Annotated in this window: 13 protein-coding genes and 1 pseudogene; 11 read left to right on the forward strand and 3 right to left on the reverse strand. The window is 42.8% G+C overall.

Features of this window, described 5'->3' with window-relative positions:
* Positions 1–106: 106 nt before the first annotated feature.
* The 5 genes and pseudogenes from BT_RS25050 to BT_RS20965 all read left to right on the forward strand — a co-directional run.
* Positions 107–334, forward strand: a pseudogene (locus BT_RS25050) (glycosyl hydrolase); the annotation flags it as partial.
* A 342-nt stretch (positions 335–676) separates the two neighbouring features.
* Complete coding sequence (locus tag BT_RS20950) at positions 677–3,043, forward strand: beta-galactosidase (protein WP_162303174.1); 2,367 nt, start codon at positions 677–679, stop codon at positions 3,041–3,043.
* A 43-nt stretch (positions 3,044–3,086) separates the two neighbouring features.
* On the forward strand, positions 3,087–4,385 hold the full coding sequence (locus BT_RS20955) for a rhamnogalacturonidase (RefSeq protein WP_011109139.1): 1,299 nt from the start codon (positions 3,087–3,089) through the stop codon (positions 4,383–4,385).
* A 12-nt stretch (positions 4,386–4,397) separates the two neighbouring features.
* Positions 4,398–5,366, forward strand: a complete 969-nt coding sequence (locus tag BT_RS20960) for a polysaccharide deacetylase family protein (RefSeq protein ID WP_011109140.1) — start codon at positions 4,398–4,400, stop codon at positions 5,364–5,366.
* Positions 5,367–5,399: 33 nt separating this feature from the next.
* Complete coding sequence (locus tag BT_RS20965; RefSeq protein WP_162303131.1) at positions 5,400–6,779, forward strand: alpha-d-galacturonidase; 1,380 nt, start codon at positions 5,400–5,402, stop codon at positions 6,777–6,779.
* 124 nt (positions 6,780–6,903) lie between these two features.
* Here BT_RS20965 and BT_RS20970 read toward each other — a convergent pair whose 3' ends face one another.
* Together BT_RS20970 and BT_RS20975 are read right to left on the reverse strand one after the other, a co-directional pair.
* Positions 6,904–9,789 (reverse strand): exo-beta-1,4-galactosidase, encoded by a 2,886-nt coding sequence (locus BT_RS20970; RefSeq protein ID WP_011109142.1) that lies wholly within the window; start codon positions 9,787–9,789, stop codon positions 6,904–6,906.
* A 24-nt stretch (positions 9,790–9,813) separates the two neighbouring features.
* A complete protein-coding gene (locus BT_RS20975; protein WP_055229316.1) occupies positions 9,814–11,397 on the reverse strand; it encodes an alpha-galactosidase in 1,584 nt (527 codons plus the stop codon).
* Between the two features lie 243 nt (positions 11,398–11,640).
* On the opposite strand from BT_RS20975, the gene BT_RS20980 reads away from it, so the two are divergent.
* From BT_RS20980 to BT_RS20990, 3 genes are all read left to right on the forward strand, one after another.
* Entirely contained in the window at positions 11,641–12,333 is a 693-nt protein-coding gene (locus tag BT_RS20980) for an SGNH/GDSL hydrolase family protein (protein ID WP_008764375.1), read from the forward strand.
* 240 nt (positions 12,334–12,573) lie between these two features.
* A complete protein-coding gene (locus BT_RS20985) occupies positions 12,574–14,235 on the forward strand; it encodes a glycoside hydrolase family protein (RefSeq protein ID WP_008764376.1) in 1,662 nt (553 codons plus the stop codon).
* Between the two features lie 28 nt (positions 14,236–14,263).
* The gene (locus BT_RS20990) at positions 14,264–16,360 is read left to right on the forward strand and encodes an exo-beta-1,4-galactosidase (protein WP_011109145.1); all 2,097 of its coding nucleotides are present in this window, start codon (positions 14,264–14,266) and stop codon (positions 16,358–16,360) included.
* Positions 16,361–16,498: 138 nt separating this feature from the next.
* Here the strand turns inward: BT_RS20990 and BT_RS20995 are convergent, their stop codons facing one another.
* Complete coding sequence (locus BT_RS20995; RefSeq protein WP_011109146.1) at positions 16,499–17,101, reverse strand: HU family DNA-binding protein; 603 nt, start codon at positions 17,099–17,101, stop codon at positions 16,499–16,501.
* Between the two features lie 412 nt (positions 17,102–17,513).
* Between BT_RS20995 and BT_RS21000 the strand changes: the two genes are divergently transcribed.
* The 3 genes from BT_RS21000 (at position 17,514) to BT_RS21010 (ending at position 25,769) form a co-directional block, all read left to right on the forward strand.
* On the forward strand, positions 17,514–19,592 hold the full coding sequence (locus tag BT_RS21000; RefSeq protein ID WP_011109147.1) for a BT4734/BF3469 family protein: 2,079 nt from the start codon (positions 17,514–17,516) through the stop codon (positions 19,590–19,592).
* A 558-nt stretch (positions 19,593–20,150) separates the two neighbouring features.
* On the forward strand, positions 20,151–22,484 hold the full coding sequence (locus BT_RS21005; RefSeq protein WP_008764380.1) for a fasciclin domain-containing protein: 2,334 nt from the start codon (positions 20,151–20,153) through the stop codon (positions 22,482–22,484).
* Between the two features lie 18 nt (positions 22,485–22,502).
* Positions 22,503–25,769, forward strand: a complete 3,267-nt coding sequence (locus tag BT_RS21010) for a SusC/RagA family TonB-linked outer membrane protein (protein WP_008764381.1) — start codon at positions 22,503–22,505, stop codon at positions 25,767–25,769.
* The last annotated feature ends 7 nt before the right edge of the window (positions 25,770–25,776 follow it).

Genomic DNA, 25,776 nt, shown 5'->3' on the forward strand with positions numbered 1-25,776 from the left:
TCTGAAATTCTGGGGGATACCATATCTTTGCGAAGTAAACTTTTTAATCTTAAAGTGAACCATGAAAAAAGTATTTGCCTGGATGGCTTTAACTCTTTGGTCGGTAATGACAATCTTTGCAGGTGAGACTGCTTATCTCTTTTCTTATTTTATCAATGACAGCAAGGACGGTCTGCATCTTGCCTACAGTTATGATGGGCTGAACTGGACTCCTTTGAACGGCGGACGCTCTTTTTTGGCTCCGTCTGTCGGTAAAGATAAATTGATGCGTGATCCCAGTATATGCCAAGCTCCCGACGGAACATTTCACATGGTCTGGACTTCCAGTTGGACGGACCGGATCATCGGATATGCTTCTTCCCGTGATTTGATTCATTGGAGTGAGCAACAGGCTATTCCCGTGATGATGCACGAGCCGGAAGCTCATAATTGTTGGGCGCCGGAACTCTTTTATGACGAGCCTTCGGAAACATATTACATTTTTTGGGCGACCACCATCCCCGGGCGCCACAAGGAAGTGCCTACCAGCGAAAGCGAAAAAGGACTGAACCATCGTATGTACTATGTCACAACGAAGGATTTTCGTACTTTCTCAAAGACGAAGATGTTTTTCAATCCCGATTTCAGTGTGATCGACGCGGCTATCGTGAAAGATCCGACACAGGGGGATCTGATCATGATCGTCAAGAACGAGAACTCCAATCCTCCGGAGAAAAACCTGCGTGTGACACGCACGAAGAATATTGCCAAAGGTTTTCCGACAAAGGTATCCGCCCCGATTACGGGAAAATATTGGGCGGAAGGACCGGCACCTCTTTTTGTGGGTGATGCGCTTTATGTGTATTTTGATAAGTATCGTGATCATCGTTACGGAGCTGTCCGTTCGCTGGATCATGGTGAAACGTGGGAAGATGTATCCGATCAGGTTTCGTTTCCGAAGGGAATCCGCCACGGGACTGCCTTTGCGGTAGATGCTTCCGTCGTAGAGTCTCTGGTAGATGACCGGAAGCATCAATCTGTAAAAGCACAAACTTCTTCCTGGTTCAACGATAAGGAACTGACATTGACAGGAGTTTATTATTATCCCGAACACTGGGATGAAAGTCAGTGGGAACGTGATTTCAAGAGGATGCATGAACTGGGATTTGAGTTTACTCACTTTGCGGAGTTTGCATGGGCGCAGCTGGAGCCGGAAGAAGGACGATACGATTTTGCCTGGCTGGATAAAGCAGTAGCTCTTGCTGCCAAATATGATCTGAAAGTCATTATGTGTACTTCGACTGCCACACCCCCGGTGTGGATGAGCCGGAAGTATCCCGAAATCCTGTTGAAGAATGAAGATGGTACGGTTCTCGATCACGGTGCCCGCCAGCATGCCTCATTTGCTTCGCCGCTCTATCGGGAATTATCGTATAAGATGATCGAGAAACTGGCACAGCATTATGGCAATGATTCCCGTATTGTCGGATGGCAACTCGACAATGAACCTGCCGTACAGTTCGACTATAATCCGAAAGCGGAACAGGCTTTCCGTGATTATCTCCGTGCAAAATACAATCACAACATTCAGTTGCTGAACGACGCGTGGGGAACCGCTTTCTGGAGTGAGGCTTATTCGTCTTTTGATGAAATCACTCTTCCTAAGCGTGTCCAGATGTTTATGAATCATCATCAGATTCTGGATTATCGTCGTTTTGCCGCTGCGCAGACCAATGATTTTCTGAATGAACAATGTCTGCTGATCAGAAAATATGCAAAGAACCAGTGGATTACTACCAACTATATCCCCAACTATGATGAAGGACATATCGGCGGTAGTCCTGCACTCGATTTCCAGAGTTATACACGCTATATGGTGTATGGCGATAACGAAGGTATCGGACGCCGTGGATATCGGGTAGGAAATCCGTTGCGTATTGCATGGGCGAATGACTTCTTCCGTCCTATACAGGGTACGTATGGCGTGATGGAGTTGCAACCGGGACAAGTGAATTGGGGGAGCATTAATCCGCAACCGCTTCCGGGAGCTGTCCGTCTGTGGATGTGGAGTGTATTTGCCGGTGGAAGCGATTTTATCTGTACGTATCGCTATCGCCAGCCGCTGTACGGCACAGAGCAGTATCATTATGGGATAGTAGGAACGGACGGCGTAACCGTCACTCCCGGCGGAAGGGAATATGAAACCTTTATAAAAGAGATAAGAGAACTCCGGAAACATTATGCTCCGCGCGAAACGAAGCCTGCCGACTATCTGGCACGTCGTACCGCTATCCTTTTCAACCACGAGAATTCCTGGAGCATCGAGCGGCAGAAACAGAACCGTACATGGGATACTTTTGCACATATAGAGAAGTATTACCGGACTTTGAAGTCATTTGGTGCTCCCGTTGATTTTGTCTCCGAACAGAAGGAGTTGACGGAGTATCCTGTGGTGATAGCTCCTGCTTACCAACTGGCTGATAAGGAATTAGTAAATAAATGGATTGCCTATGTGAAAAATGGTGGTAATCTTGTGTTGACCTGCCGTACAGCACAGAAAGACCGTTATGGCCGTTTGCCGGAAGCTCCTTTCGGTTCTATGATCACACCTCTGACGGGAAATGAAATGAACTTTTATGATCTGCTGTTACCGGAAGATCCGGGTACTGTTGTCATGAATGGAAAGCAATATGAGTGGAATACATGGGGAGAAATACTGATTCCCGCATCTGATTCGCAGGTTTGGGCGACGTATGCCAATGAATTCTATGAAGGTGGTCCTGCTGTCACGTTCCGAAAACTGGGTAAAGGCACTGTTACATATGTCGGAGTTGACAGCCACAATGGTGCGTTGGAAAAGGATATCTTAAAGAAATTATATGCACAGCTACAGATTCCTGTGATGGATTTGCCTTATGGAATAACGGTGGAATACCGGAACGGGCTGGGGATTGTACTGAATTATTCAGATCGTTCTTATACATTCGACATACCGGAGGGAAGTAAGGTGCTGGTAGGAACTGAAGAGATCCCAACCGCAGGAGTACTGGTGTTTTCAATGTAAGGTATTGATTAATAATAGATAAGTGTAAAAAGATAAATAGGTGATGAAACAAATTGTAGGATTAGTATTGATTTTGTGTTGTACACAAATGGTGGCTCAGGAGGTTTTTCCTGATGGCAAGGCAATCCCTGAATGGTTCAGGGAAAACAAGGAAGTGAATGTGAATGCTTTAGGAAAGAAATATAGCATAACCGATTATGGAGTAGCGAACGACAGTACGGTGGTGCAGACAAAGAAGATACAGGAAGTAATTGATCTGGCTGCCCGGAATGGGGGTGGAGTTATAGTTATTCCCAAAGGTACTTTCTTAAGCGGATCACTTTTCTTTAAAAACAATACTCATTTACATCTGGAAGAAGATGCAGTATTAAAGGGAAGCGATGATATTAGTCATTTTCCGGTGAAAATGACCCGTATGGAGGGACAGACTTTAAAATACTTCATGGCTTTGGTAAATGCAGACGGACTGGATGGATTTACAATTTCCGGAAAGGGAACATTGAATGGAAACGGGCTTCGGTACTGGAAGTCATTTTGGTTACGGCGTTCTATAAATCCGGATTGCACCAATATGGAAGAAATGCGTCCTCGCATTATTTATTTGTCCAACTGTAAGAATACTCAGATTGAGGGAATCAGAATTATGAATTCTCCTTTCTGGAGCACTCATTTCTATAAATGCAGTTTTTTGAAGTTGTTGAATCTTCGCATTACTTCACCTGCCAGTCCCGTAAAAGCTCCTAGTACGGATGCAGTGGACCTTGATGTTTGTAATAATGTGCTGATAAAGAATTGTTATATGTCTGTCAATGATGATGCGGTAGCGCTGAAAGGGGGAAAAGGACCTTGGGCAGATAAAGATGCCAATAATGGAGAAAACTATGATATTATTATTGAAGACTGTACCTACGGATTCTGTCATAGCGCCTTTACTTGTGGTAGTGAGTCTATCCTTAGCCGGAATGTGATTGTCCGCCGTTGTAAGGTAGATAGAGCACGTGCTCTTCTAACTCTAAAGATGCGCTCGGATACACCGCAAAAATATGAGTATATTCTGGTAGAGGATATAACAGGGAATGTACAGAATTGTCTGAATATAGCTCCTTGGACGCAGTTTTACGATTTGAAAGATCGTAAAGATACTCCCCTTTCTTATTCTAATAACATTACGATGCGTAATATAGACATTGATTGTAATGTATTCTTTAATGTTAAGAAGTCTGATCAATATAAGTTGTCTGATTTCTGTTTTGAGAATCTCACAGTGCGGGCTAAGAAAGGAAAAGTGGATCAGAGTGTAATAGATTCATTTACGATGAATAATGTGAAGATAAACCAATAAAACGACAGAATGATGAAGACATTTTCACTCTTTATCTTAAGTTTATTAATCAGTATTGGCTATTTGTCGGGAGCAGACTGGAATGTGCAAATAGCCAGATATAAACAGGATAAAGCTTGTGCTATCAGCTATACTTTTGACGATGGCCTGGCAGAACACTATACACTTCTTGTTCCCCAACTGGAAAAGAGAGGTTTTCGGGGAACATTCTGGGTCTGTGGTTCTAATATAAATAAGGATAACGAGAACATTACCGACACTACAAGAATGACTTGGCCTCAACTTAAGGAAATGGCTGATAATGGGCATGAGATATCCAATCATGGCTGGGCGCATAAAAACTTCGCACGTTTTCCTATCGAAGAGATAAAAGAGGATATTTTTAAGAATGATAGTGCTATCTTTGCAAATACAGGTGTAATGCCCCGTACTTTCTGCTATCCCAATAATAATAAAAAAGCGGAAGGACGGAGAATTGCCGTACAGAATCGTGTGGGGACGAGAACTCACCAGCGTTCGATTGGGAGTAAATCGACTCTGAAGGATTTGGAAAAATGGGTGAATACCTTGATTGAAACCAATGACTGGGGAGTAGGAATGACACATGGTTTAACCTATGGCTATGATGCTTTCCGCAATCCTCAACGTTTGTGGGATCATCTGGATCAAGTAAAAGCGAGAGAGAATGAAATATGGGTAGGAACATTCCGTGAAGTGGTTTCTTATATCAAGGAAAGGGAGGAAACTAAACTGGAAGTTGTGAATAAAAAGAATACCTTGTTGATTACTCCGGAACTTAAGTTGGATCAGGAACTGTTCGTTGAACCGTTGACAATGGTGATTACCGGTAAGGAAATAAAGAAAGTGACTGTGAAACAAGGAAAAAGAAGATTGCCGGTACAGATCACTGACGATAAAGTTCTTTTCGATTTCGACCCGTATGGCGGTATGATTAAGGTGACACTGAAAATTCAAAAATAAAATTGATTGGACAAATTTTAATATGAGATGATAATGAAACAGAACTTTTTAAAATGGATGGTATGTATGTGTTTCGGGCTATTGTCTGTTGCTACGGTAATGGCGGGCGGTAATTATAAAACTGTCAAAGTAAAAGCTCCTTTTCCGATGCAACCGATTAAAGTCTTTATTTATCCGGACCGGGATTTTAAGATTACGGATTTTGGTGCTGTGCCGGGTGGAGAAGTTGATAATACCAAAGCGATCGCTGCTGCTATTGACGCATGTAATAAAGCGGGCGGTGGACGTGTGGTTGTTCCGGCAGGCATTTGGCTGACGGGACCCGTACACTTTAAAAGCAATATAAACCTCTGTTTAGAAGAAGATGCTGTATTGAGTTTTACAGATAATCCGGAAGACTATCTACCGGCGGTAATGACCTCATGGGAGGGATTGGAGTGCTATAATTACTCACCGCTACTGTATGCATTTGAATGTGAAAATGTGGCAATCAGCGGTAAAGGTACATTACAGCCGAAGATGGGAACATGGAAAGTATGGTTTAAACGTCCTGCACCCCATCTGCAAGCTTTGAAGGAATTGTATACCAAAGCTTCGACCAATGTACCTGTTATAGAACGCCAGATGGCTATCGGTGAAAATCATTTGCGTCCGCATTTGATACATTTCAATCGCTGTAAGAATGTGATGCTGGATGGATTTAAAATACGTGAGAGTCCGTTTTGGACCATTCACCTCTATATGTGTGACGGAGGGATCGTCCGTAATTTGGATGTGCGGGCACATGGACACAATAATGATGGTATTGACTTTGAAATGAGTCGTAACTTTCTGGTCGAAGACTGTTCTTTTGACCAGGGAGACGATGCTGTTGTAATCAAAGCCGGTCGTAATCAGGACGCATGGAGGTTGAATACACCTTGCGAGAATATAGTTATCCGTAACTGCCGGATATTGAAAGGACATACCTTACTGGGCATCGGCAGTGAGATCTCCGGTGGTATACGGAATATCTATATGCATGACTGTACAGCACCCAATTCTGTGATGCGTCTTTTCTTTGTGAAGACAAATCATCGTAGGGGAGGATTTATTGAGAATATCTATATGAAAAATGTAGCATCCGGAACAGCCCAGCGGGTACTTGAAATAGATACGGAGGTGCTTTATCAGTGGAAGGACTTAGTCCCGACTTATGAAAAGCGAATCACTCGTATCGATGGCATCTATATGGATAAAGTAACTTGTGAATCGGCAGACGCTGTATATGAACTGAAAGGAAATGCTGAACTTCCTGTGAAAAATGTGCGGATAAAGGATGTAAAGGTCGGTTCGGTTAAGAAGTTTGTGAAGAAAGTAAGTAATGTTGAAAATGTGGTAGAAAAGAATGTAACTTATTCACAGAAAGATTAAAAGTAAATAGAGAATATAAATTCCCCGAATTAAGTTTCTTCATTAATTAGGTAATTTTTGAAACTTGATTCGGGGAATTTATATTACATTTTTTTGTCAGCTATATATAGCGTACATTAATTGTTTACCGGAAGTCAAACATCAGATTCAGATGTAGCCCTTCATCTCCCGATTTGATTCGGATATTTCCCGGTTGACTGTTAGGACCTTGTTGCTCGATCGGCTTGAACGAGCAGATAGCCGGAATATCGAGCAAGAATGAAAGATCACCTTCAGGGAATGCAGGCATGGTATCTTTTATCCGTCCTGCCGGTTCTTCTGGAGTGAATACCCGGAAGAAAGTACCGTCATTACGCGAATAAACGGTAAATGAAGTCTTCTCGCCCTCCAGTGTAGCCCAATAGAGGTTGGCATGGTAGCCCTTGAACTCCGGATATATCAGATTCTCAAAACTTTCTCCGGTAATGGTGTTGTTATAATCTTTGTGCCAGATACCGTAGTTCGTTCCTGGTATTCGGTTTTTCCATACCCTGTATGGCCCGCGTCCCATCCATTTCATACCCGAACAGTTTTGTTCCGGATAAGAGAAGCTAAGTCCGAGATTGAAAACCTGTGCATCCATGAAAGCATCGTCGAAGCCACCGCCACCGGAACCGCGATTTAATAAGATTGCATCCATATAGAGCAAACCTTCGTTTGTCAGACGCCAGACAATGGAATCTGCCGCACCTTTATATTTGGCACAATAAATGGCGCCGTCGGAGGAATGACGAGTATAGCTGAGCGAAGGTTCATATCGCATCTTCATACCTATTGCTACCGGACCATCTTTGAATGGAACCTCAGTCTCACCGGATTTAATGTGACGGATCATACCGGTCGCCGCATCGAAGGTTATGCTGACTTTGCTGCTTTTTAGTTCGATGGCGTCAGACGTTTGTCGGGCTTCTGCTTTTTGAGGGGCAGGAGTGAGTGTCGTTTGCGCCAGGTTACGTTCAAAATATTGTTTTGCCAGATGAATCGGATAAGTCCAGTTACAGATACTTTTTCCTTCTCTATCAAAAGCCTCCAGTTCGAGCACATCCCCTTTCCGGAATGAATCGGGCAGTTCAAAACGGGCAGTGCCTGTTTCTCCCGGATTGATGGATGGAAGTTGGACTTTTCCTTCGGCAATCACCTTTCCTGCTTCTGCGTTTCCCTGGAGAGGAGTGCCGCATGATAAAACCTTATAAGTCATACGACAATCTTTCAGATTGGTAAAAGTATATTCATTGGTCAGGAGGAAACGGCCGTCGAAGTGGTTAGTAATGAGAAGAGGTTTCAACTGGATAGGCGACCATTGTGCACGGATGGCATAATAGCTTCCTTCTTTCTCTCGACGTGGTCCTACTACTCCGTCGGGTGCATTGGACTTGTCAGAGTCGAGTATTCCTCCTTTATCACTGCGTTTGGGAGCCTCATCGCAATATACCCAGATGAACCCTCCTGCAAACAAGGGATTGGTACACCAGCGATCCCAAAAGTCGCGCAGGCCGGCTCCTCCTCCCTGATCGTACATGGCGTGCATAAATTCGGTCGGCATGAATACTTTATAACCATTGGTGAAACGTGCTACGCCTGTCAGATAAGTAGGATAATGATGTGTATCCAAGTCGTTAAAGTCAGCCCAGGGGTGTACCATGTGGCGTTTCTGTAATCTGTCATATTGGGCAAATAAAGGATCGGTTTGCGTATTCCAGCCGCCTTCGTTTCCGTTACTCCAAAGAATGATGCAGGGGTGGTTAACGTCTCGTTCAATCATCTCCTTTACGAGTTTTGCTCCGACTCTGGAGTCGTAACCGTTTTGCCAGCCTGCCAGTTCATCCATGTAGACAAGTCCCAGTGAGTCGCACATATCAAGAAAATGTTCATCGGGCGGGTAGTGCGAACGTACAGCATTCATATTCATTTCTTTGATGAGCAGGGCATCCATTCGGCTTAATGCAGCACTGGTGGTACGCCCTCCGTCTACAGAAAATGAGTGGCGATTGATTCCTTTGACCACTAGTTTGGTACCGTTCAAATATACGCCGTCCTGGGGAAAGAACTCTACGGTACGGAAACCAATGCGTGTTTCTCTGGTTTGTACGATTTTACCTTCGGGATTCTTTAATTCCAATTTGGCTACATACAGATTGGGATTCTCTGTAGACCAGGGAATGATGCTTGCCCATTCACCGCTAATCATCTGCTCCTTATCGGAGTTACTGATTGAATGAGTGATTGTTGTTTGTCCGTTGGAGGTATATACGGTTTTCCCGTCTTTTAATGAACGGACAGATACGATGATTTCATGTCCTTTGGCATCTCCTGCCATATCTACGGCGGCCTGTAATTTTCCTTGATGATCAGCATTTAGTACGAAATGTTCCATGTGTATCTGTGGCAGAACTTCCAACCATACAGGACGGTATATACCGCCAAACAACCACCAGTCAGCTTTCCGTTCGGCGGCATTGATCGATCTGTTGGCTGATTCTTTGGCAACTTTCACTTCAAGCTGATTCTTTTTACCAAGATTGAGTAATTCGGTAATATCATAATTGAAGCGATAGAAGCCTCCTTGATGCATCTCACCTGCCGGCTTGCCGTTTATCATGATTTCTGCATCAGTCATCACTCCGTCAAAGAATATCTTTACCCGTTGCCCTGCCCATGATTTGGGGGCGTCGAATTTATAGCGGTAAGTTCCGGTTTCATCACTGGGGTGTTGTCCTTTTATGGTATACCATCTACCGTATGTATATTCTCCGAATCCCTGTAGTTCCCAGTTACAGGGAACTTCGATCTTTTTCCATTTGCCACTATTCTGTCCCGCAGAACAGAAAAAATCCCAGGTCTTGGTGTTGTCAATGCCTGTTCCCGAAAGATAAATGCGTTCGGGATGGGGAGCTTGTGCTTGTATGGTAGCCCCATTCCACATAGCTGTGAAAATCAGAGATGTCAGTAAGCATCTAAATTTCTTGTTCATTCTATAATTGATATTATGAGGAATTTATTGTCTGGATACTGTAAAACGGTCGATGTCCGGTGCCCATCCGAAGTTATTTCCCATTCGCACCGTATTGTAACCTTGTTTTAAGCTGACAGGGATCGTCACAGATTTCACTTCATTGTTGCTGTTCAAATCTTTAAGGACCGTTTTCGTCCCATTGACAGAAACTTCCAGTTTGCGGTTTTTGTCGCAAGAGTAGAAAATAGTCATTTCATAGTTACCTCCCTTTTCGCTGTATACTTCGCTCCATTCGGCAAAGTTCTCTTCCCGACCACCGAGTCGGGATATTTTCATTCTGCCGGAACAATCGGAGGCAGGTACATAAACAATTGGTTTGGATTTCTTTCCCAGATCGTCGTAGCAGGGAAGATATGCCCATTCAGCCTCATAAGATACGGGTTCCAGTCGTTTTTCAGCTTCCATTTTGCATATCATTACGCTGTGTGGCTGAACAGTCTGCCGTATTTCTTCTTTCATTTTTCCAAGATCCTTCTGTTTGATTAAGTCTCGTACTTTTACGTTACCACCCAGTTCAAGGGTTTCAAAAGGAACGATAAAGTCACATGGCTGGTCGGAAGGGTTATACAATGCTACCGCTCTTGTCAGTCCGCGTTTCCGTTCGATGTCCTTTACCAGTACATAGCTTTCATTTTCATGTTGAACGACGTGTGCCTGAAGTCCTAATACATCCTGATTCAGTGCGATCAGTTCTTTGTTTTTCAGTAGCTTCAATGAGAAGTCGGGAATCGTATTCATGTCACATCCGATCAGCAGGGGAGAACTCATGATGCACCACATTCCAAAATGGACTTCTTCTTCGTTGGGTTTCAGTCCACGCCCGATTTCTAGCATATCCATATCGTTGTAATGTCCGTCGGTAGCATAGGCGGAAAGATATAAGTTCTTTTCTATAATACCTTTTACTGAATTCCATCTGGGACGGATATCAGGACTGATACGCCAGGAACGTGCCAGTCGTTTTGCCCAGGTGCCGGGAAAAGCCCATCGGCAGATATTGATAGATACATCCGTTCTTCCTGTATTGGCAATAGCCTGGCAAATCGTGCTGTAGCGCTTTTCTTCATCCAGCCCCAGTTCGCGTCCGCCACAATAATCGATCTTGATAAAATCATAGTTCCATTCTTTAAGATATAAATCCATATCCTGCTGTTCATGGCCGTATAGTCCGGAGCCCACTCCGTTTGCGTCGTTGTCGTAGATAGAGCCGCAGGTGTTGTCTCCTGCATCCGAGTAAATTCCGGCTTTTAATCCCAGCGAATGGATATAGTCTGAAACCACTTTCATTCCGTTGGGAAAACGGTCGGGATGCGGATGCATTTTCCCCGTTTCGTCCCGATGCCCGAAGAAGCCGTCATCTATATTGATATAGTTGTAGCCTGCCTCTTTCAGTCCGTGTTTGATTAATGCGTCAGCTTGCTGTTTTATCAACTCTTCACTGATATTTACATGATAGGTGTTCCATGAACTCCATCCCATAATAGGACGGTCGATGTCTTTCTGGGCAAAAGTATTTGCCATAAACATGGTAGATAAAATGCCCCAGGCAATCAGATGTTTTTTCATACGTTTGTAGTCTTTTGTAGAAATGGATAACTTTCTTGGCAAAGATATGCAAAGTCGTAACTTGCTCCAATGGCAAATAAGTATAGAAAGATGGAAAATCGTCCGTTTCTTGGAGAATTGGGGCGTAAAAAACCGGATTAAAGCATGAAAAGTGTATGAATTTAAAGGAAAACGTATGAATTTACATGTACTGACATTACAACTGCCCTTATCTTTGCTAGCAAATGAAAAATACATAAAGTGATGACACATTTAAAAATCTTTTTATTGTTAATCGTTTGTGCGTTGTCCGTTTTGGATGGGAAAGCACAGACTGGTATAGCGCTTACTGACGAACTTAACGGCAAGCGGATCGGAGTAATAGGTGACAGCTATGTGAGAAATCATAAAGAGCCGTTTGAGAACACATGGCATTATAAGTTTGCAAAGAAGCACGGTATGGAGTATTTTAATTATGGAAAGAATGGGAATAGCATAGCTTATTCCAGCCCGCGATGGGGAAAAGCGATGTATCTGCGATATGCGGAGATGGCGGATAGCCTCGATTATGTCATTGTCATTGGCGGACATAATGATGCATTTAAACTGGATTCTATCGGAGGTATTGATAACTTCAAGGATAAAATGGAAATTCTGTGCAAAGGCTTAGTCGAGAAATATCCGACAGCGAAAATCTTTTTCTTTACCCGCTGGAACTGCAAGAACTTTAAAGGAAGTGACTCGGAAAAAGTAGTGGATGCAATGATTGAAGTCTGCGGCAATTATAGTATTCCTATTTTTGATTGCGCAAGAAAAGGAAGCATCTATGCCGATAATGATACTTTCAGAAGAATCTATTTCCAGAAAAGCAAGAATAATACTGATACAGCGCATCTGAACAGTAAAGGACATGACCGTTTTCTAAAAGTTGCCGAGAGTTTTCTGCTGCAATATTAGTTTGGAAGAAAATAGTGTTATTTACTATGATGAATAAAAGAGTATTTTGCATTCAGTTGTTGGTATCAACCGTTTGGTTGGGCTATTAGGACTCTGGGAATGTTCGTATTATTTACGTAAAGCATTACGTGCCTTTTTCCCTGTTTGTTATCATTCACTAATGAGGGATTGATTTACTTTTGTCGTAATACTAATAGTATTAATCAAACGAACTATCAAACTAACTAACAGAAGAAAAACATGTACGGAAAAAATCTTAAATTAGTATTAATGGTAATGTTGCTACTTGTGAGTAAATCCACTTTCTCTCAAGTAACAGAACGCGAACGGCCCAAGGAGTGGAGTCAACTGGTGAAAGGTGCCCGGTTTATGGATCGTTTTCTGCCGATGAAAGGCAATCAACTGTCATCCGACACGTGGGGAACCTCCGATGTGCGTCCGCGTTATGTTGATAATGGTATTGAAGACCGTATCTGGTCCTATTGGGGTGGAAATATCCGGAAAGGAGAAGACGGTAAATATCATCTGATGGTTTGCGGATGGCTGGAAGCCTCTCCTAAAGGACACATGGAGTGGAGAAATTCATGGGTGTTCAATACCGTGAGTGATAATCTGACCGGTCCGTTCAAACCGATTAATATCATCGGAAAAGGACATAATCCGGAGATGTTTCAGGCAAAAGACGGCCGATATGTTTTGTATGTCATCGACGGCCGTTATGTTGCGGATGATATCAACGGAAAATGGGAATATGGAAAATTCGACTTCAATGCGCGCGATCGTAGAATCATCGAAGGATTGTCCAATCTTTCGTTTGCCCAACGGGAAGACAGTTCATATGTAATGGTCTGTCGTGGCGGTGGAATCTGGATCAGCCGGGATGGTTTGTCGGAATATAACCAATTGACAGACCGTCGTGTTTATCCGGATGTGAAAGGACGGTTTGAAGACCCTGTCATCTGGCGCGATCATATCCAGTATCATCTGATTGTCAATGACTGGTTGGGCCGTATTGCCTTTTATCTTCGTTCAAAGGACGGAGTCAATTGGGTTACTGATCCGGGAGAGGCCTACATGCCGGGAGTTGCCGTACACGAGGACGGACATTCTGAAGGCTGGTTCAAGTATGAACGTCTGAAAATGTATCAAGATAAGTATGGCCGTGCTATTCAGGCTAATTTTGCGGTCATTGATACTTTGAAACATGAAGATAAGCCATTTGATAATCACAGTTCAAAGAATATCAGTATTCCATTGAATCCGGGACTATTGCTGACAGTGTTGAATGATAAGCCCATTACCGCTGGAACGAAAACTATCCGGCTGAAAGTACAGGCAGAAGAAGGTTTTCATCCACAAACCGATATGGATATCAGCTCTTTGCGTTTTGGCGCTTCCGAAGAAGTGAATTATGGCAGAGGAAGTAAAGTATTGAAAACAGAGAATGATGGAAATGACCTGATCATTACTTTCGACGGAAAAGGAAATGGGATTACAGAGAAAGAATTTGCTCCTAAATTGATAGGCAGATATAAAAACGGAAAGATGCTTTACGGATATGCGCGTTTGCCGTATGTTGATTATGTGGAACCGATTCTTTCTGCACGTGCCCCTGTATTCTCTGAATCGCAAAAAGGCTGGAACGGGAATATTGAAGTACAGAACTTCGGACAAGTTAGCTCACAAAAGGCTTCGGTCAAGATAGAGTATAAGAAAGAAGGCAAAATGGTCAAAGTGGCTTCTGCTGCCGTACCTGCTTTGAAACCCTATGAAAAAGCTGACATCCGCTTTGCGACAAAGGCTGATTTTGAAAAAGGTGAGGACTATAACTTCCTTGTGACTATTTATTCCGGCAAGAAAGTTCTCTCTACTTTCCGTTTGAATCGGAAGGTAGTTGAATAATTGAAAGACTAACAATTGAAAGATTACCATGAAAAAGAAGATCACATTTTTATTGATGTTTGTACTGTCGTTGTCAATGGTTTCAGCACAAGGTACTTTCCGGTTTGGGACATCTGCAACACCCGAAGGCAAAACTCTTCTGGTGGATAGCAAGGGGCTTATCCTTGACGGCAAGCATATCATTCCCGTCATGGGCGAGATTCACTATTCCCGCGTACCGGAGTCGGAATGGCGCCGGGAAATCCGCAAAATGAAGGCCGGTGGTATCAATATCATTTCTACATATATCTTCTGGATTCACCATGAACCGGAAGAGGGAAAATGGAACTGGAGCGGCAATCATAACCTGCGCCGCTTCGTCCGGATTTGTGCAGAAGAAAATGTGATGCTGGTGTTGCGTCTTGGTCCTTTCTGTCATGGGGAAGTGTATCAAGGCGGAATTCCTTCATGGGTACATGAGAAAGCCGGGCAGAATCCTAAGTATAAGATACGTGCCCGTACTCCCGGATTCCTTGAAGATTGTACGGAGCTTTATAATACTATTTTTGCTCAGGTTAACGGACTTTTGTGGAAAGATGGCGGTCCTGTGGTCGGCGTGCAGATCGAGAACGAAAGTCGCGGTCCTTGGGATTATCTGGAGGCATTGAAAAATATTGCTGTGAAGGCGGGATTTGATGTCCCGTTCTATACACGTACCGGTTGGCCTGCACTTCGGGGAAAAGAGGTTTTCGGGCAGCTGTTGCCGCTTTATGGTGACTATGCCGACGGATTCTGGGACCGGAAACTGGAGGATATGCCGGGCAGTTATGCCGATGCTTTCATTATGAGAGACAAACGTATGAGTAGTGCTATTGCCACAGAGACATTCTCTAAAGAGGAATTGTCGGAAGATTCCCCCTCTCTCAGTTCAAAATTGTCATATCCCTATTTTACTTGTGAGTTGGGCGGTGGTATGATGCCGGCGTATCATCGTCGGATAAATATCAATGGAAAGGAGCTTAAACCGCTGGTTATATGCAAGCTGGGTAGTGGCTCCAATCTTCCGGGATACTATATGTATCACGGTGGCACCAATCCATACAATCCTCTTCACACTATGGGAGAAACGCAATCCTCTCCGGGTACTAATCATAATGACCTGCCTCATATGACCTATGATTTTCAGGCTCCTCTTGGCGAAGTGGGACAAGTATTCGAGACTCCCTTTCATGAAGGACGTTTTATCCATCAGATGTTGACAGACTGGGGCAGTGAACTCTTGCAGATGAATGTTGACTCATTAAGCAGGCATTATGCTCGCCGGGGTGCTTTCGAATTCTATAATGACTATGTGCGTATCAAGAATGAGAGCGGGACGTCCCATGTCACTTTTAAAGACTATCGGACTGAGGGTGCAACCATTGACTGGACTACTGTAGAACCGTTCTGCAAAGTGGATGGCCTTATCTATTTCATCGAAATCAGGGGTAAAAAGCCTCAAATCTCCGTTGACGGCAAGGTCTATACTTGTAAACTTAACAAGCAGCAGAAGGCGGGCAAGCTCAATGTCTGTGTGCTCTCATACGAAAAGGCAAAGACTGCCTATAAAATTGACGGTAAACTGCTTTATGCCAAGAATGGCGGTATTCTGTATAAGAGTGATTCATGCATCGTGGAGGAGGTATGGACAAAGTCTCCTGTCATTGCCGCCACAGTCACGGAAGTGAAAAAAGCGGATGCTCCCCGTGTTGTCCCCATGGGGCGTCAGGCAGTGGCTGCGCAACCTGTAGAAGAGGACTTTGCAAAAGCTGCGGTATACACTATTAACTATGATACATCTGGAATAAATAATTATGATAATCTTTTTCTCCGTATAAATTATCGGGGTGATGTGGCCCGTGTGTATGCTGACGGCAGGCTTGTAGCAGATAACTTCTGGAATGGAAAGGAGATGTGGGTCCGTATGGCAGATCTCGTCGGCAAAAAGGTGGAACTAAAGATTTTACCTTTACGTAAAGATGCCCCTGTCTACTTTCAGAAAGAACAAAAAGCTATGATTGAGGCGACCAAAGGTGACTATATGCTTGGGCTCGATTCGGTAGAAGTTATTGAGCGTCACACACTGGAGTTTAATGATACTTTTTAATGTCACTTGTCACTTTGTAGAACTAACCGGTTCATTATCAATGAAAAACGGGTGACAATAGATGGTGATAATAGGGTGATAATAGAATAGTAACCTCTTTTCTATTATCACCCTTATTGTATCTTTTGCTGATTTAATCTACTGATTATTAGGCTTTAAATACACCACCCGGTTCCCATATCCGCGAGTGTTAAGAACTCCGTTTTCTACCAGAAGATTCAATTCCCGTAGTGCTTTTCCCTTCAATAAACCCGTAATCTGAGAGTATTCTCTTCGAGTGATGAAGTGATTCTTTGCTAAAAAGGCTTCCAGTCGGGAACGGCGTGTCTCTTCCGGCAAGTTCGATGATTCTTGAAATCCGAATTTGGCACGGGTGACCGTCCCCGAACTGCGTCGGCGAAACCAGGGAGTAGCTCTGAAATTTACGTTGTCGAAAGAGATGGAGACCGAACGGATCTCTTTCTTGTCCATCACCGGACGTGCTTTCAAACTAGAGGAGAAATATCCGATTTCTCCCAGTTTCACATGATACCCCTCACTTAAATAATAGGATACCTTCTCTTGAAAAGCTACCATGATACCTGCCAAATCTCCCTCGGTGAAAGAAGAGGCTTCGGCTATTTCACGAAATAACCGTTTGCTGTCAATGGTTCCTTTGGATACAATTCGGGGATACAGAGGCTGTACTTCTCCGTCTCCCTTTTCATTCGGTTTTCGCCGAAAGTCATAATCTGCTGCCATAGCGTCACTTGTTTTTTGTTGGTTAATAGGATTGTTACTCAATTGATACCGCGTGTGTTAGTACAAACACTAGTAACCTTAACATGTAGACAAGGCTCGACTAATATATTTTGTCTGTTTCACGTTTTCGTTCCACGTACGTGAACCGTTCGGACTATGTACGTGAACCCAATAGTTCACATACGTGGACCGATGGGACCATGTACGTAAAACGATTTCTTATCACTACAAAGATACATTAATCTAAGCTTCTAAACAACTTAATGAACGTTTTATTTACTATTAATTCAAGGAGCTTCCGAAAGAATGGAAAGGCGGATAAATAATCTGTAATAATAATGAATAGAAAGGTTGTTTACTGTCTGTTTTATGCCTACCTTTGAGGGATATACATAAATATTTAAGAAAAGTAATGAAGATAACACAAATCAGGGAGAAAGATGGAGTCGAAGTATTAAGTGTATTAGATTTTAACTTGTTGATAGAGAAGATAAAAACAGAGATTAAGACCCGTCCGGTGACCGGATTGCGCCAAGCCCTGCATTTTGTTTTACCCGGAGAATCTTGCAGTTTTGCCGGGAAACTTCCCAAAGTAATACCCGCTGCTGTTTTCGGACGTGTGAATGGCGTGAAGCGGATGAAAGTATATAATGGCATCGTGGAACTGACCGTAGGTCCGTTGGCGGGAAAAGTAGAAGTGGAGATGGTCAAGAAGAAAGCGGCTGAATTGCCGCAGACTATGTTTGCATATATGGGATCAAGTGGAAATTCCGTGAAGATATGGACTCTTTTTACCCGTCCGGACGGTACGTTGCCGCAGACGCAGGAAGAAGCTGAAATTTTTCAGGCACATGCGTATCGTTTGGCGGTGAAATGCTATCAGCCGCAAATCCCCTTTGATATTCAGTTGAAAGAGCCGGTTTTGGAGCAATATTCACGGCTGAGTCACGATCCCGAACCTTTCTATCGGGAAAATTCCGTGCCGTTTTATCTTTCTCAGCCTTTCGGGATGCCGAAAGAAATGAATTATCAGGAGAAGCTGACCCCGGAAAAGTCTCCGTTGAATCGTGCCGTTCCGGGATATGATACGGAAGATGCGCTGGCATTGATGTATGAGGCTGCCTTGCGAAAGACTTTTCAGTCGATGGAAGAGGGGTGGAGGCGGAATGATGATTTGCAGCCCCTGGTAGTCCGGTTGGCGGAAAATTGTTTCCTTTCCGGTATTCCGGAAGAGGAAGTGGTGAGGAGGACCATTCATCGGTATTATCATTCGAAGCAGGCTGTGCTGGTTCGCGAGATGATAGGCAATGTGTATCAGGAATGCAAAGGCTTCGGCAAGAAAAACGGGCTGACAAAAGAGCAATATCTCAATATGCAGACAGAGGAGTTTATGAACCGTCGTTATGAATTCCGCTACAATACACAGATAGGTGAAGTGGAATACCGGGAACGATGCTCGTTTTATTTTCGTTTCCGTCCGTTGGATAAACGGGCGCAGAATAGTATTCTGCTGGATGCGCAAAGTGAGGGTATTGCGGTGTGGGACCGGGATGTGGACCGTTATCTGCATTCAAACCGAGTATCTGTTTATAATCCATTGGAAGAATTTATTTTTCATCTTCCTAATTGGGATAAAAAAGACCGCATTACGGAACTGGCAGACCGTGTGCCATGTGCTAATCCGCATTGGACGATGCTTTTCCATCGCTGGTTCCTCAACATGGTAGCTCATTGGCGTGGGTATGACCGGCAGCATGCGAACAGTACTTCCCCTTTGCTGGTAGGTGCGCAGGGGACACGCAAGTCTACCTTTTGCCGGGATCTGATACCGCCGGGACTTCGCGGATATTATACGGATAGTATTGATTTCAGCCGGAAGCGGGATGCGGAAATGTATCTGAATCGCTTTGCGCTGATCAATATTGACGAGTTCGATCAGATTACTTTGACGCAGCAGGGCTTTTTGAAGCATATTCTGCAAAAGCCGGTAGTCAATCTTCGTAAATCGTACAGTAATTCGGTGCAGGAGTTGCGGCGTTATGCTTCGTTTATCGCGACCAGCAATCAGAAGGATTTGCTGACTGATCCGTCCGGTAGCCGTCGTTTTATGTGCGTTGAGGTGACGGGTACGATTGATACGGCACGCCCGATTGACTATGAGCAGTTGTATGCACAGGCTATGTACGAGATTTGTCATGGCGAGCGGTATTGGTTTGACGATAAGGATGAGGCTATCCTGGCACAGGGGAATCGGGAGTTTGAACAGACTCCGCCGGCTATTCAGTTATTCTATCGTTATTTCAAGGTTGCAGGGGATGATAAGGAAGGAGAATACTTATCTCCGGTAGAAATATTGGATTATCTGCAAAAAAGAACGACCATTACGCTGTCTTCCGGCAAGGCGCATCACTTTGGACGGCTGCTTCAGAAAGAGGGGATTCCTTGCAAACATACGAATAAAGGGACTGTGTATCTGGTGGTTAAGATATAAAAGAGGAAAAAGTAAAAGTGACAATAGAAAGCTTTATTATTTCTATTGTCACTCTATTGTCACTCTATTGTCACTGTCTATTGTCACTCTTATTACTTTGATAATCAATTGTTTAAGTTGTAAAAGTGACAAGTGACAATAAGAATGGCAAAATAATCTTTATAGTTCTTGATTGTACTTCGCAAACATGAATTTGTGTTTATCGCATATATTTTTAATTTGTCAACTTCTTTGTCGACACAATTATATTTGAAAAGTTTGCCATATTGCTTTTATATATGGTTATTCTTGTTTCAAGAAAAACCGGAATAAATTGTATTATCTACACTCTTTCTTATTTAAAAAACGCGTTCAGAGCATGTATTTTCGTTCAAAAGGCGGTATTTTCCATGTTTATGTACGATTCTTCATTGCTATTTCTTATATAAGTCGTTAAGTTTGCAACAGTTTTTCACAGGTATTATGATAAAGTGCCCGAAGAAAAACAGAATCTAACTTTTGTTTAATTAAAAAATAGATAAAATAGATTTATATTGTTACTTAACAGATTTTAATATTATGAGAAATGTGATGAATCGTAAGCGGCATTGGCTGCTATTATTGCTCCTCTCACCTTTTTTTCTCTCTTGTGAGGACAAGATGGATGAGCATTATGAAAAACCCGAATGGCTGAAAGGTACAGCTTGGGAAGTTCTTTCTAATGAATATGGAGGTAAGTTCTCCATGTTTCTAGAAGCGGCAGAGTTATCAGGCTTTAAGCCTATTCTTGATGGTAAGAGTGTCGCAACTGTCATGGCTCCGGACAATGATGCGTTTGCTGCTTATCTGGAAGAACACGGTTATGTTTCAGTGAAGGATATACCGACAGATGATTTGAAGAAACTGATTGGTTATCATTTAATCTACTACTCTTATAGCAAGAGTGATCTTGAAAACTTCCGCCCGGAAGACAGTGCAACAAGCAAAGACGATGATGACGATGATGAATTGGGAGTTTTACAACCGGGAATGTATTACAAGTTTCGTACACACAGCACCAGTCCTATTACAAAGGAAGTGGATCCATCAACAAACAATACTGTAACCGTCTATCATTTAGAGCGGTTCTTGCCTGTATTCTCTCACCACATCTTTGCCTCTAAAGGTATAGATGCCAAGAAGAATTATGAATTTTTCTATCCTAACTCTACGTGGACGGGAGATAACGGGTTCAATGTGTCGAATGCAAGTGTTAAAGAATACCAAATCATAACCAATAACGGCTATATATATAATGTAGACAGGGTGTTGGAACCATTGGAAACTATTTATGATGTTTTAAAGAAAAAATCAGATTATTCCGATTTCCTCGACTTTTATAGCCAGTACAGTACTTATGCCTATGATAAGGACTTGTCTGCCGATTATGGAAAAGCAGTAGGAGTAGATAGTCTTTTTCTGCATGCACATTCACCAAACGGGCTTCCGAATATCGCGTTGGAATGGCCGACACCTAACTTCCGTCTTTATCCGGAATTAGCTTCTATCTCCTATAGTATCTTTGCACCGTCCAACCAGGCACTCAACACTTTCTTCAATAGATATTGGAAAGCTGGAGGATATTCTTCTTTAACTGATTTGGACCCGTTGATTACTAAGATATTGCTTTATCAATCAGTATATGGAGGTTCTATCGTTTTCCCTGACGAAATTAGTGGAATTACCAACTCTTTGGGTTCGCATTATGATTTCCAGTTGAGCGATGTGAAAGATAAGAGTATCTGTGTGAACGGTAGTTTTTATGGATTAAGCAATTTCCCGATGCCTGAAATATTCAGTACCGTGATGGGACCGTCTTTCCTTAAAAGAGATTACCTGCTTTCGTTGTATGCTATCTTTCAGAGTAATCAGATGGCTGCGTACACTACCACTGCTACAAACTATACGATGTTGATCACTAAAAATAGCGGATATGAAATCAGTGACATGCGTCTGATGTCTGATGGAGTCGGTAATACACTGGCAACATCCGGAGAAGATGGTGATGTGGCTGTTTCAACTTCGGACCTGAAAAGAATCGTCAGTGGTGGAACTGTAGTAGGAGATGTTAACTTTAATACGCCTTGGGCTGTTTATGCTACTCAGGATGGTGGAACATATTGGTTTGTGAAAGATGGGAAAATGACAACGAACTATGTGTTTAACAGTGTATTAGGTCAAGATCCGCAAACTGTTATTCCTACACTTTTCACCGAAGTAAAAGAGGTGACCAATGATGCCGGAGGATCTTGGGCAAACGGTAAAGTATATGAATATGAAAGTGACTTCGGTGTATTCGGGAAATTGGATGGATTGGAATATACAAGCCTGAGGACAATGTTGACCTCTATTGGAGAAACGAAATATCCGAATTTTGTATTCGCCTATTTAATGAGACAAGCCGAACTGTTTGCTACTATAGACGGTGTACTTGCTTGGGATTACAGATTGGCAGGACGTCTTATCGGGTTCATTCCGACAAATGAAGCACTAAAAGAGGCTTTGGATAATGATCGTATTCCGGGAGTGAAAGGTACGATAGATTTAAGTCTGCCATCACCAACTCTTCAAGGAGAGATTACAAATCAATACTTATTACGAGAATATCTGCTCAATTATTTCTTTACGCCTACCAATGCTCCGGTTGCATCAGGCTGTCCGTATCTCGGATCACCTGACTGGCTATCGGGAGAATATCGTAACAGCAATAATATTCCTGTGAAGTATACTGATAACGGCGCTTTCATCACCTTGCAGTTGCAGAACCAGACCACCGGTCAGTACGGAAATGCATGTAAGATAGTATCATACGAGAATTTCCCATTTGCTTTTATGGACGGTGCTTTCCACCTGATAGACGCTGTTTTTAATTAACTGAATATCTAATTAATCATGAATCAGACAAATAAAGTCTTTTATACATTGGTAGCCATTTTTCTGTCCTGTTCTATAGAAATGGCAGGGCAGGTACAGAAGGTTATATCCGGTACGGTTACCGAATTGTTTGGAAAAACTGCTGAACCACTGGTTGGTGTAAATGTCAATCTAGTAAACAACCAGAACCGTTCGTTGGGTGGTGGTATCACAAACCTGAACGGGCAATATAATGTGAAAGTCCCAGAGGGAGAGAAAGATCTGACAATTGTTTATTCCTATATCGGAATGAAAACAAAGCGTATAAAGTATACAGGGCAAACTCTGCTCAATGTGACTTTGGAGTCAGAATCAATGGCGGTGGATGAAGTAGTAGTTTCGGCCCGTCGGTTAAATAGAAATGATTTGGGTATTTCGGATAAAGAAATGGTTTCGGCTACTCAGAAAGTTGATATGGAAAAGTTGATTGCCGCTGCACCTGTTGTATCTATAGAGGAAGCGCTGCAAGGACAATTGGGTGGTGTGGATATTGTATTGGGTGGAGACCCCGGTAGCCGTAGTGCTATCAGAATCCGTGGTACAAGTACGTTAAATGCATCTTCCGATCCGTTGATTGTTATTGATGGTGTGCCTTATCCGACTGAAATCAGTGATGATTTCAATTTCAGCACAGCTACGGAAGAAGATTTGGGTGCTCTTTTAAATATCTCACCTAATGATATTGCTTCAGTTGAAGTATTAAAAGATGCATCAGCTACTGCTATTTGGGGTACTCAGGGTGCCAATGGCGTATTGGTTATTAAGACAAAACAAGGTACGGTTGGTAAAACTCGTTTCTCATTCTCCTCCAAATGGACAATGAAGGAAGATCCGAGTACTATCCCGATGTTGAATGGTAAGGAATATACTTCTCTTATGCAGGAATCTATCTGGAATTCTGCCAAATACATCGGTCTGAATAATCCGGGAAATAAATACCTCAATATGTTGTCTGATGCTCCTGCAATCGGTGACAATCCGGACTGGAGATATTATGATGAGTATAATCAAAATACTAATTGGTTGGATTATGTACGCCAAAAAGCATTGGTTTCTGATAACAGTTTTTCAATGAATGGTGGTGGTGAAAAAGCAACTTATCGTTTCTCGTTAGGATATATGAGTGATATCGGTACTACTATCGGTACGTCTATGAACCGTTTAAATACTTCTATGGTCATTAACTATCAGTTCTCTAATAAGTTGAAATTCGGCGCAGACTTTTCTTATTCGCAGACCAATACGGATGCGAACTGGACAAACACTATTCGCTCGGAAGCATTGAGTAAAATGCCGAACAAATCGCCATTTACTGTAAATGACTTGACAGGTGCATTGACTGATGAATACTTTACTTACCACGATCCTAATTTTGAAGGTTCGTTTAATGGAAAAAGTAATTATAATCCTGTTGCTATGGCACATGAAGCTATCAACAGAACTGTGCAGCGTGAAGGTAAGATAACATTCCGTGCCGATTATGAGATTTTACCGGGATTTTATTATAAAGGTTGGGCTTCTATCAATATGCGTGCAATTAAAACACGTCGCTTTCTGCCACAAGTTGTAACAGGAGTGGAACAAGTCAACAAATATGCCAATCAGAGTGCGGACGCTTATTCCGATCAATTGGCTTTGCAGACAGAGAATAAGTTGATGTATATCAAGAACTGGAATGACAAACATAATATTATTGCGAATGTATTGGTTCGTACCGGTCAGTATATCAATTCAGGCTATAATAGCGAAGTATACGGTAATGCTTCTTCCGATCTCTCCGATCCGGTAGTCGGAACTACTATTAGTGACATGAATTCAAGCGAATCGGAAACACGTAATGTATCTTTTGTAGGGGTATTGAACTATACATTGCTGAATCGTTATGTGGTACACGGATCTCTTAATGCTGAAGGTAACTCTGCTATGGGACGTAATGAAAGAATGGGTTATTTCCCTGCTGTAGGTCTTGCATGGAACTTCCAGAACGAGCCTTTACTGGAAAAAGCAAGAGATAAATGGCTGGACGAAGCGAAATTCCGTTTCAGTATCGGGCAGAGTGGACGTGCTCCCAGCGGTGCTTCTGTTTATCTGGGCGCCTACGTGAAAGGAACAGACTATATGAACATGTCGGCTACAAAGCAGGCTCGTATGCAGTTGGATAATTTGAAATGGGAAACCTCTACCGAATATAATTATGGTCTGGATGCTTCCGTATTAAAAGGTCGTTTAAGATTTACATTCGATTATTATTATAAGACGGTGAAAGATTTGCTGCAAAAGAACTACAAACTACCTTCAACCACTAGTTTCGGATCGATTAGTTATTTTAATTCAGGTAAAATGGAGAACAAAGGTTGGGAGTTCCGTACAGATGTCGTAATCTTTGAGAATAAAGACTGGCGTATCAACGGTTATGTGAACTTTAGCCGCAACGAAAATAAGATTACTGAGCTACCTGCCAATATGGTACAGGAGAATTATTCACCAAAGAATGGGGCATATGCTGCCCGTGCGGAAGTTGGACGCCCTATCGGTTCGTTCTATGGATACCGTTACAAGGGAGTATATCAAAACACCGATGCAACATATGCACGTGATGCTGAAGGAAATGTAATGAATGATGCAAAAGGTAGACCAATCGTAATGAAAAACCTGACAGCTACCTGTCAGCCGGGAGATGCGATGTACGAAGATATCAATCATGACGGTGTTATCAATCAATATGATATTGTCTATTTGGGTAATGCCAATCCGACATTGACTGGTGGTGCGGGATTGACTGTCAAGTATAAACAATTTTCTATCAATACTTTCTTCCACGGACGTTTCGGACAGTCAGTCGTGAATACGGCTCGTATGAATAATGAGTCCATGCACGGTAACGCCAATCAGAGTACGGCTGTGTTGAGAAGATGGAAGAACGAAGGTGATATTACAGATATACCGCGTGCATTGTATGGCGAAGGATTCAACTATTTAGGTTCTGATCGTTTTGTGGAAGATACTTCCTTCCTTCGTTTGAAACAGTTGACACTGAATTATGCATTTCCGAAAAGCATTTGCAATAAATTGGGTATCACTTCACTGACATGTTTCGTTACAGGATACAACCTGTTTACTTGGTCTTCTTACACCGGTCAGGATCCGGAAGTAAACCTACCGTCGAGACCGACAGACCTGGCTACGGACGGTGCAACGACACCTGTGTCCAGACGATATACTTTTGGTTTTAACTTAAGTTTCTAATACGATA

The sequence above is a fragment of the Bacteroides thetaiotaomicron VPI-5482 genome, from assembly GCF_000011065.1.
GTDB classification, from domain to species: domain Bacteria; phylum Bacteroidota; class Bacteroidia; order Bacteroidales; family Bacteroidaceae; genus Bacteroides; species Bacteroides thetaiotaomicron.

What these genes read in the sequence shown, in the direction of transcription:
- BT_RS20970 (WP_011109142.1), bottom strand. Translation starts at nt 9,789, where the DNA reads ATGAACAAGAAATTTAGATGCTTACTGACATCTCTGATTTTCACAGCT.
- BT_RS20965 (WP_162303131.1), top strand. Translation starts at nt 5,400, where the DNA reads ATGAAACAGAACTTTTTAAAATGGATGGTATGTATGTGTTTCGGGCTA.
- BT_RS20975 (WP_055229316.1), bottom strand. Translation starts at nt 11,397, where the DNA reads ATGAAAAAACATCTGATTGCCTGGGGCATTTTATCTACCATGTTTATG.
- BT_RS20990 (WP_011109145.1), top strand. Translation starts at nt 14,264, where the DNA reads ATGAAAAAGAAGATCACATTTTTATTGATGTTTGTACTGTCGTTGTCA.
- BT_RS20960 (WP_011109140.1), top strand. Translation starts at nt 4,398, where the DNA reads ATGAAGACATTTTCACTCTTTATCTTAAGTTTATTAATCAGTATTGGC.
- BT_RS20955 (WP_011109139.1), top strand. Translation starts at nt 3,087, where the DNA reads ATGAAACAAATTGTAGGATTAGTATTGATTTTGTGTTGTACACAAATG.
- BT_RS21010 (WP_008764381.1), top strand. Translation starts at nt 22,503, where the DNA reads ATGAATCAGACAAATAAAGTCTTTTATACATTGGTAGCCATTTTTCTG.
- BT_RS20995 (WP_011109146.1), bottom strand. Translation starts at nt 17,101, where the DNA reads ATGGCAGCAGATTATGACTTTCGGCGAAAACCGAATGAAAAGGGAGAC.
- BT_RS21000 (WP_011109147.1), top strand. Translation starts at nt 17,514, where the DNA reads ATGAAGATAACACAAATCAGGGAGAAAGATGGAGTCGAAGTATTAAGT.
- BT_RS20950 (WP_162303174.1), top strand. Translation starts at nt 677, where the DNA reads ATGATCGTCAAGAACGAGAACTCCAATCCTCCGGAGAAAAACCTGCGT.
- BT_RS20985 (WP_008764376.1), top strand. Translation starts at nt 12,574, where the DNA reads ATGTACGGAAAAAATCTTAAATTAGTATTAATGGTAATGTTGCTACTT.
- BT_RS20980 (WP_008764375.1), top strand. Translation starts at nt 11,641, where the DNA reads ATGACACATTTAAAAATCTTTTTATTGTTAATCGTTTGTGCGTTGTCC.
- BT_RS21005 (WP_008764380.1), top strand. Translation starts at nt 20,151, where the DNA reads ATGAGAAATGTGATGAATCGTAAGCGGCATTGGCTGCTATTATTGCTC.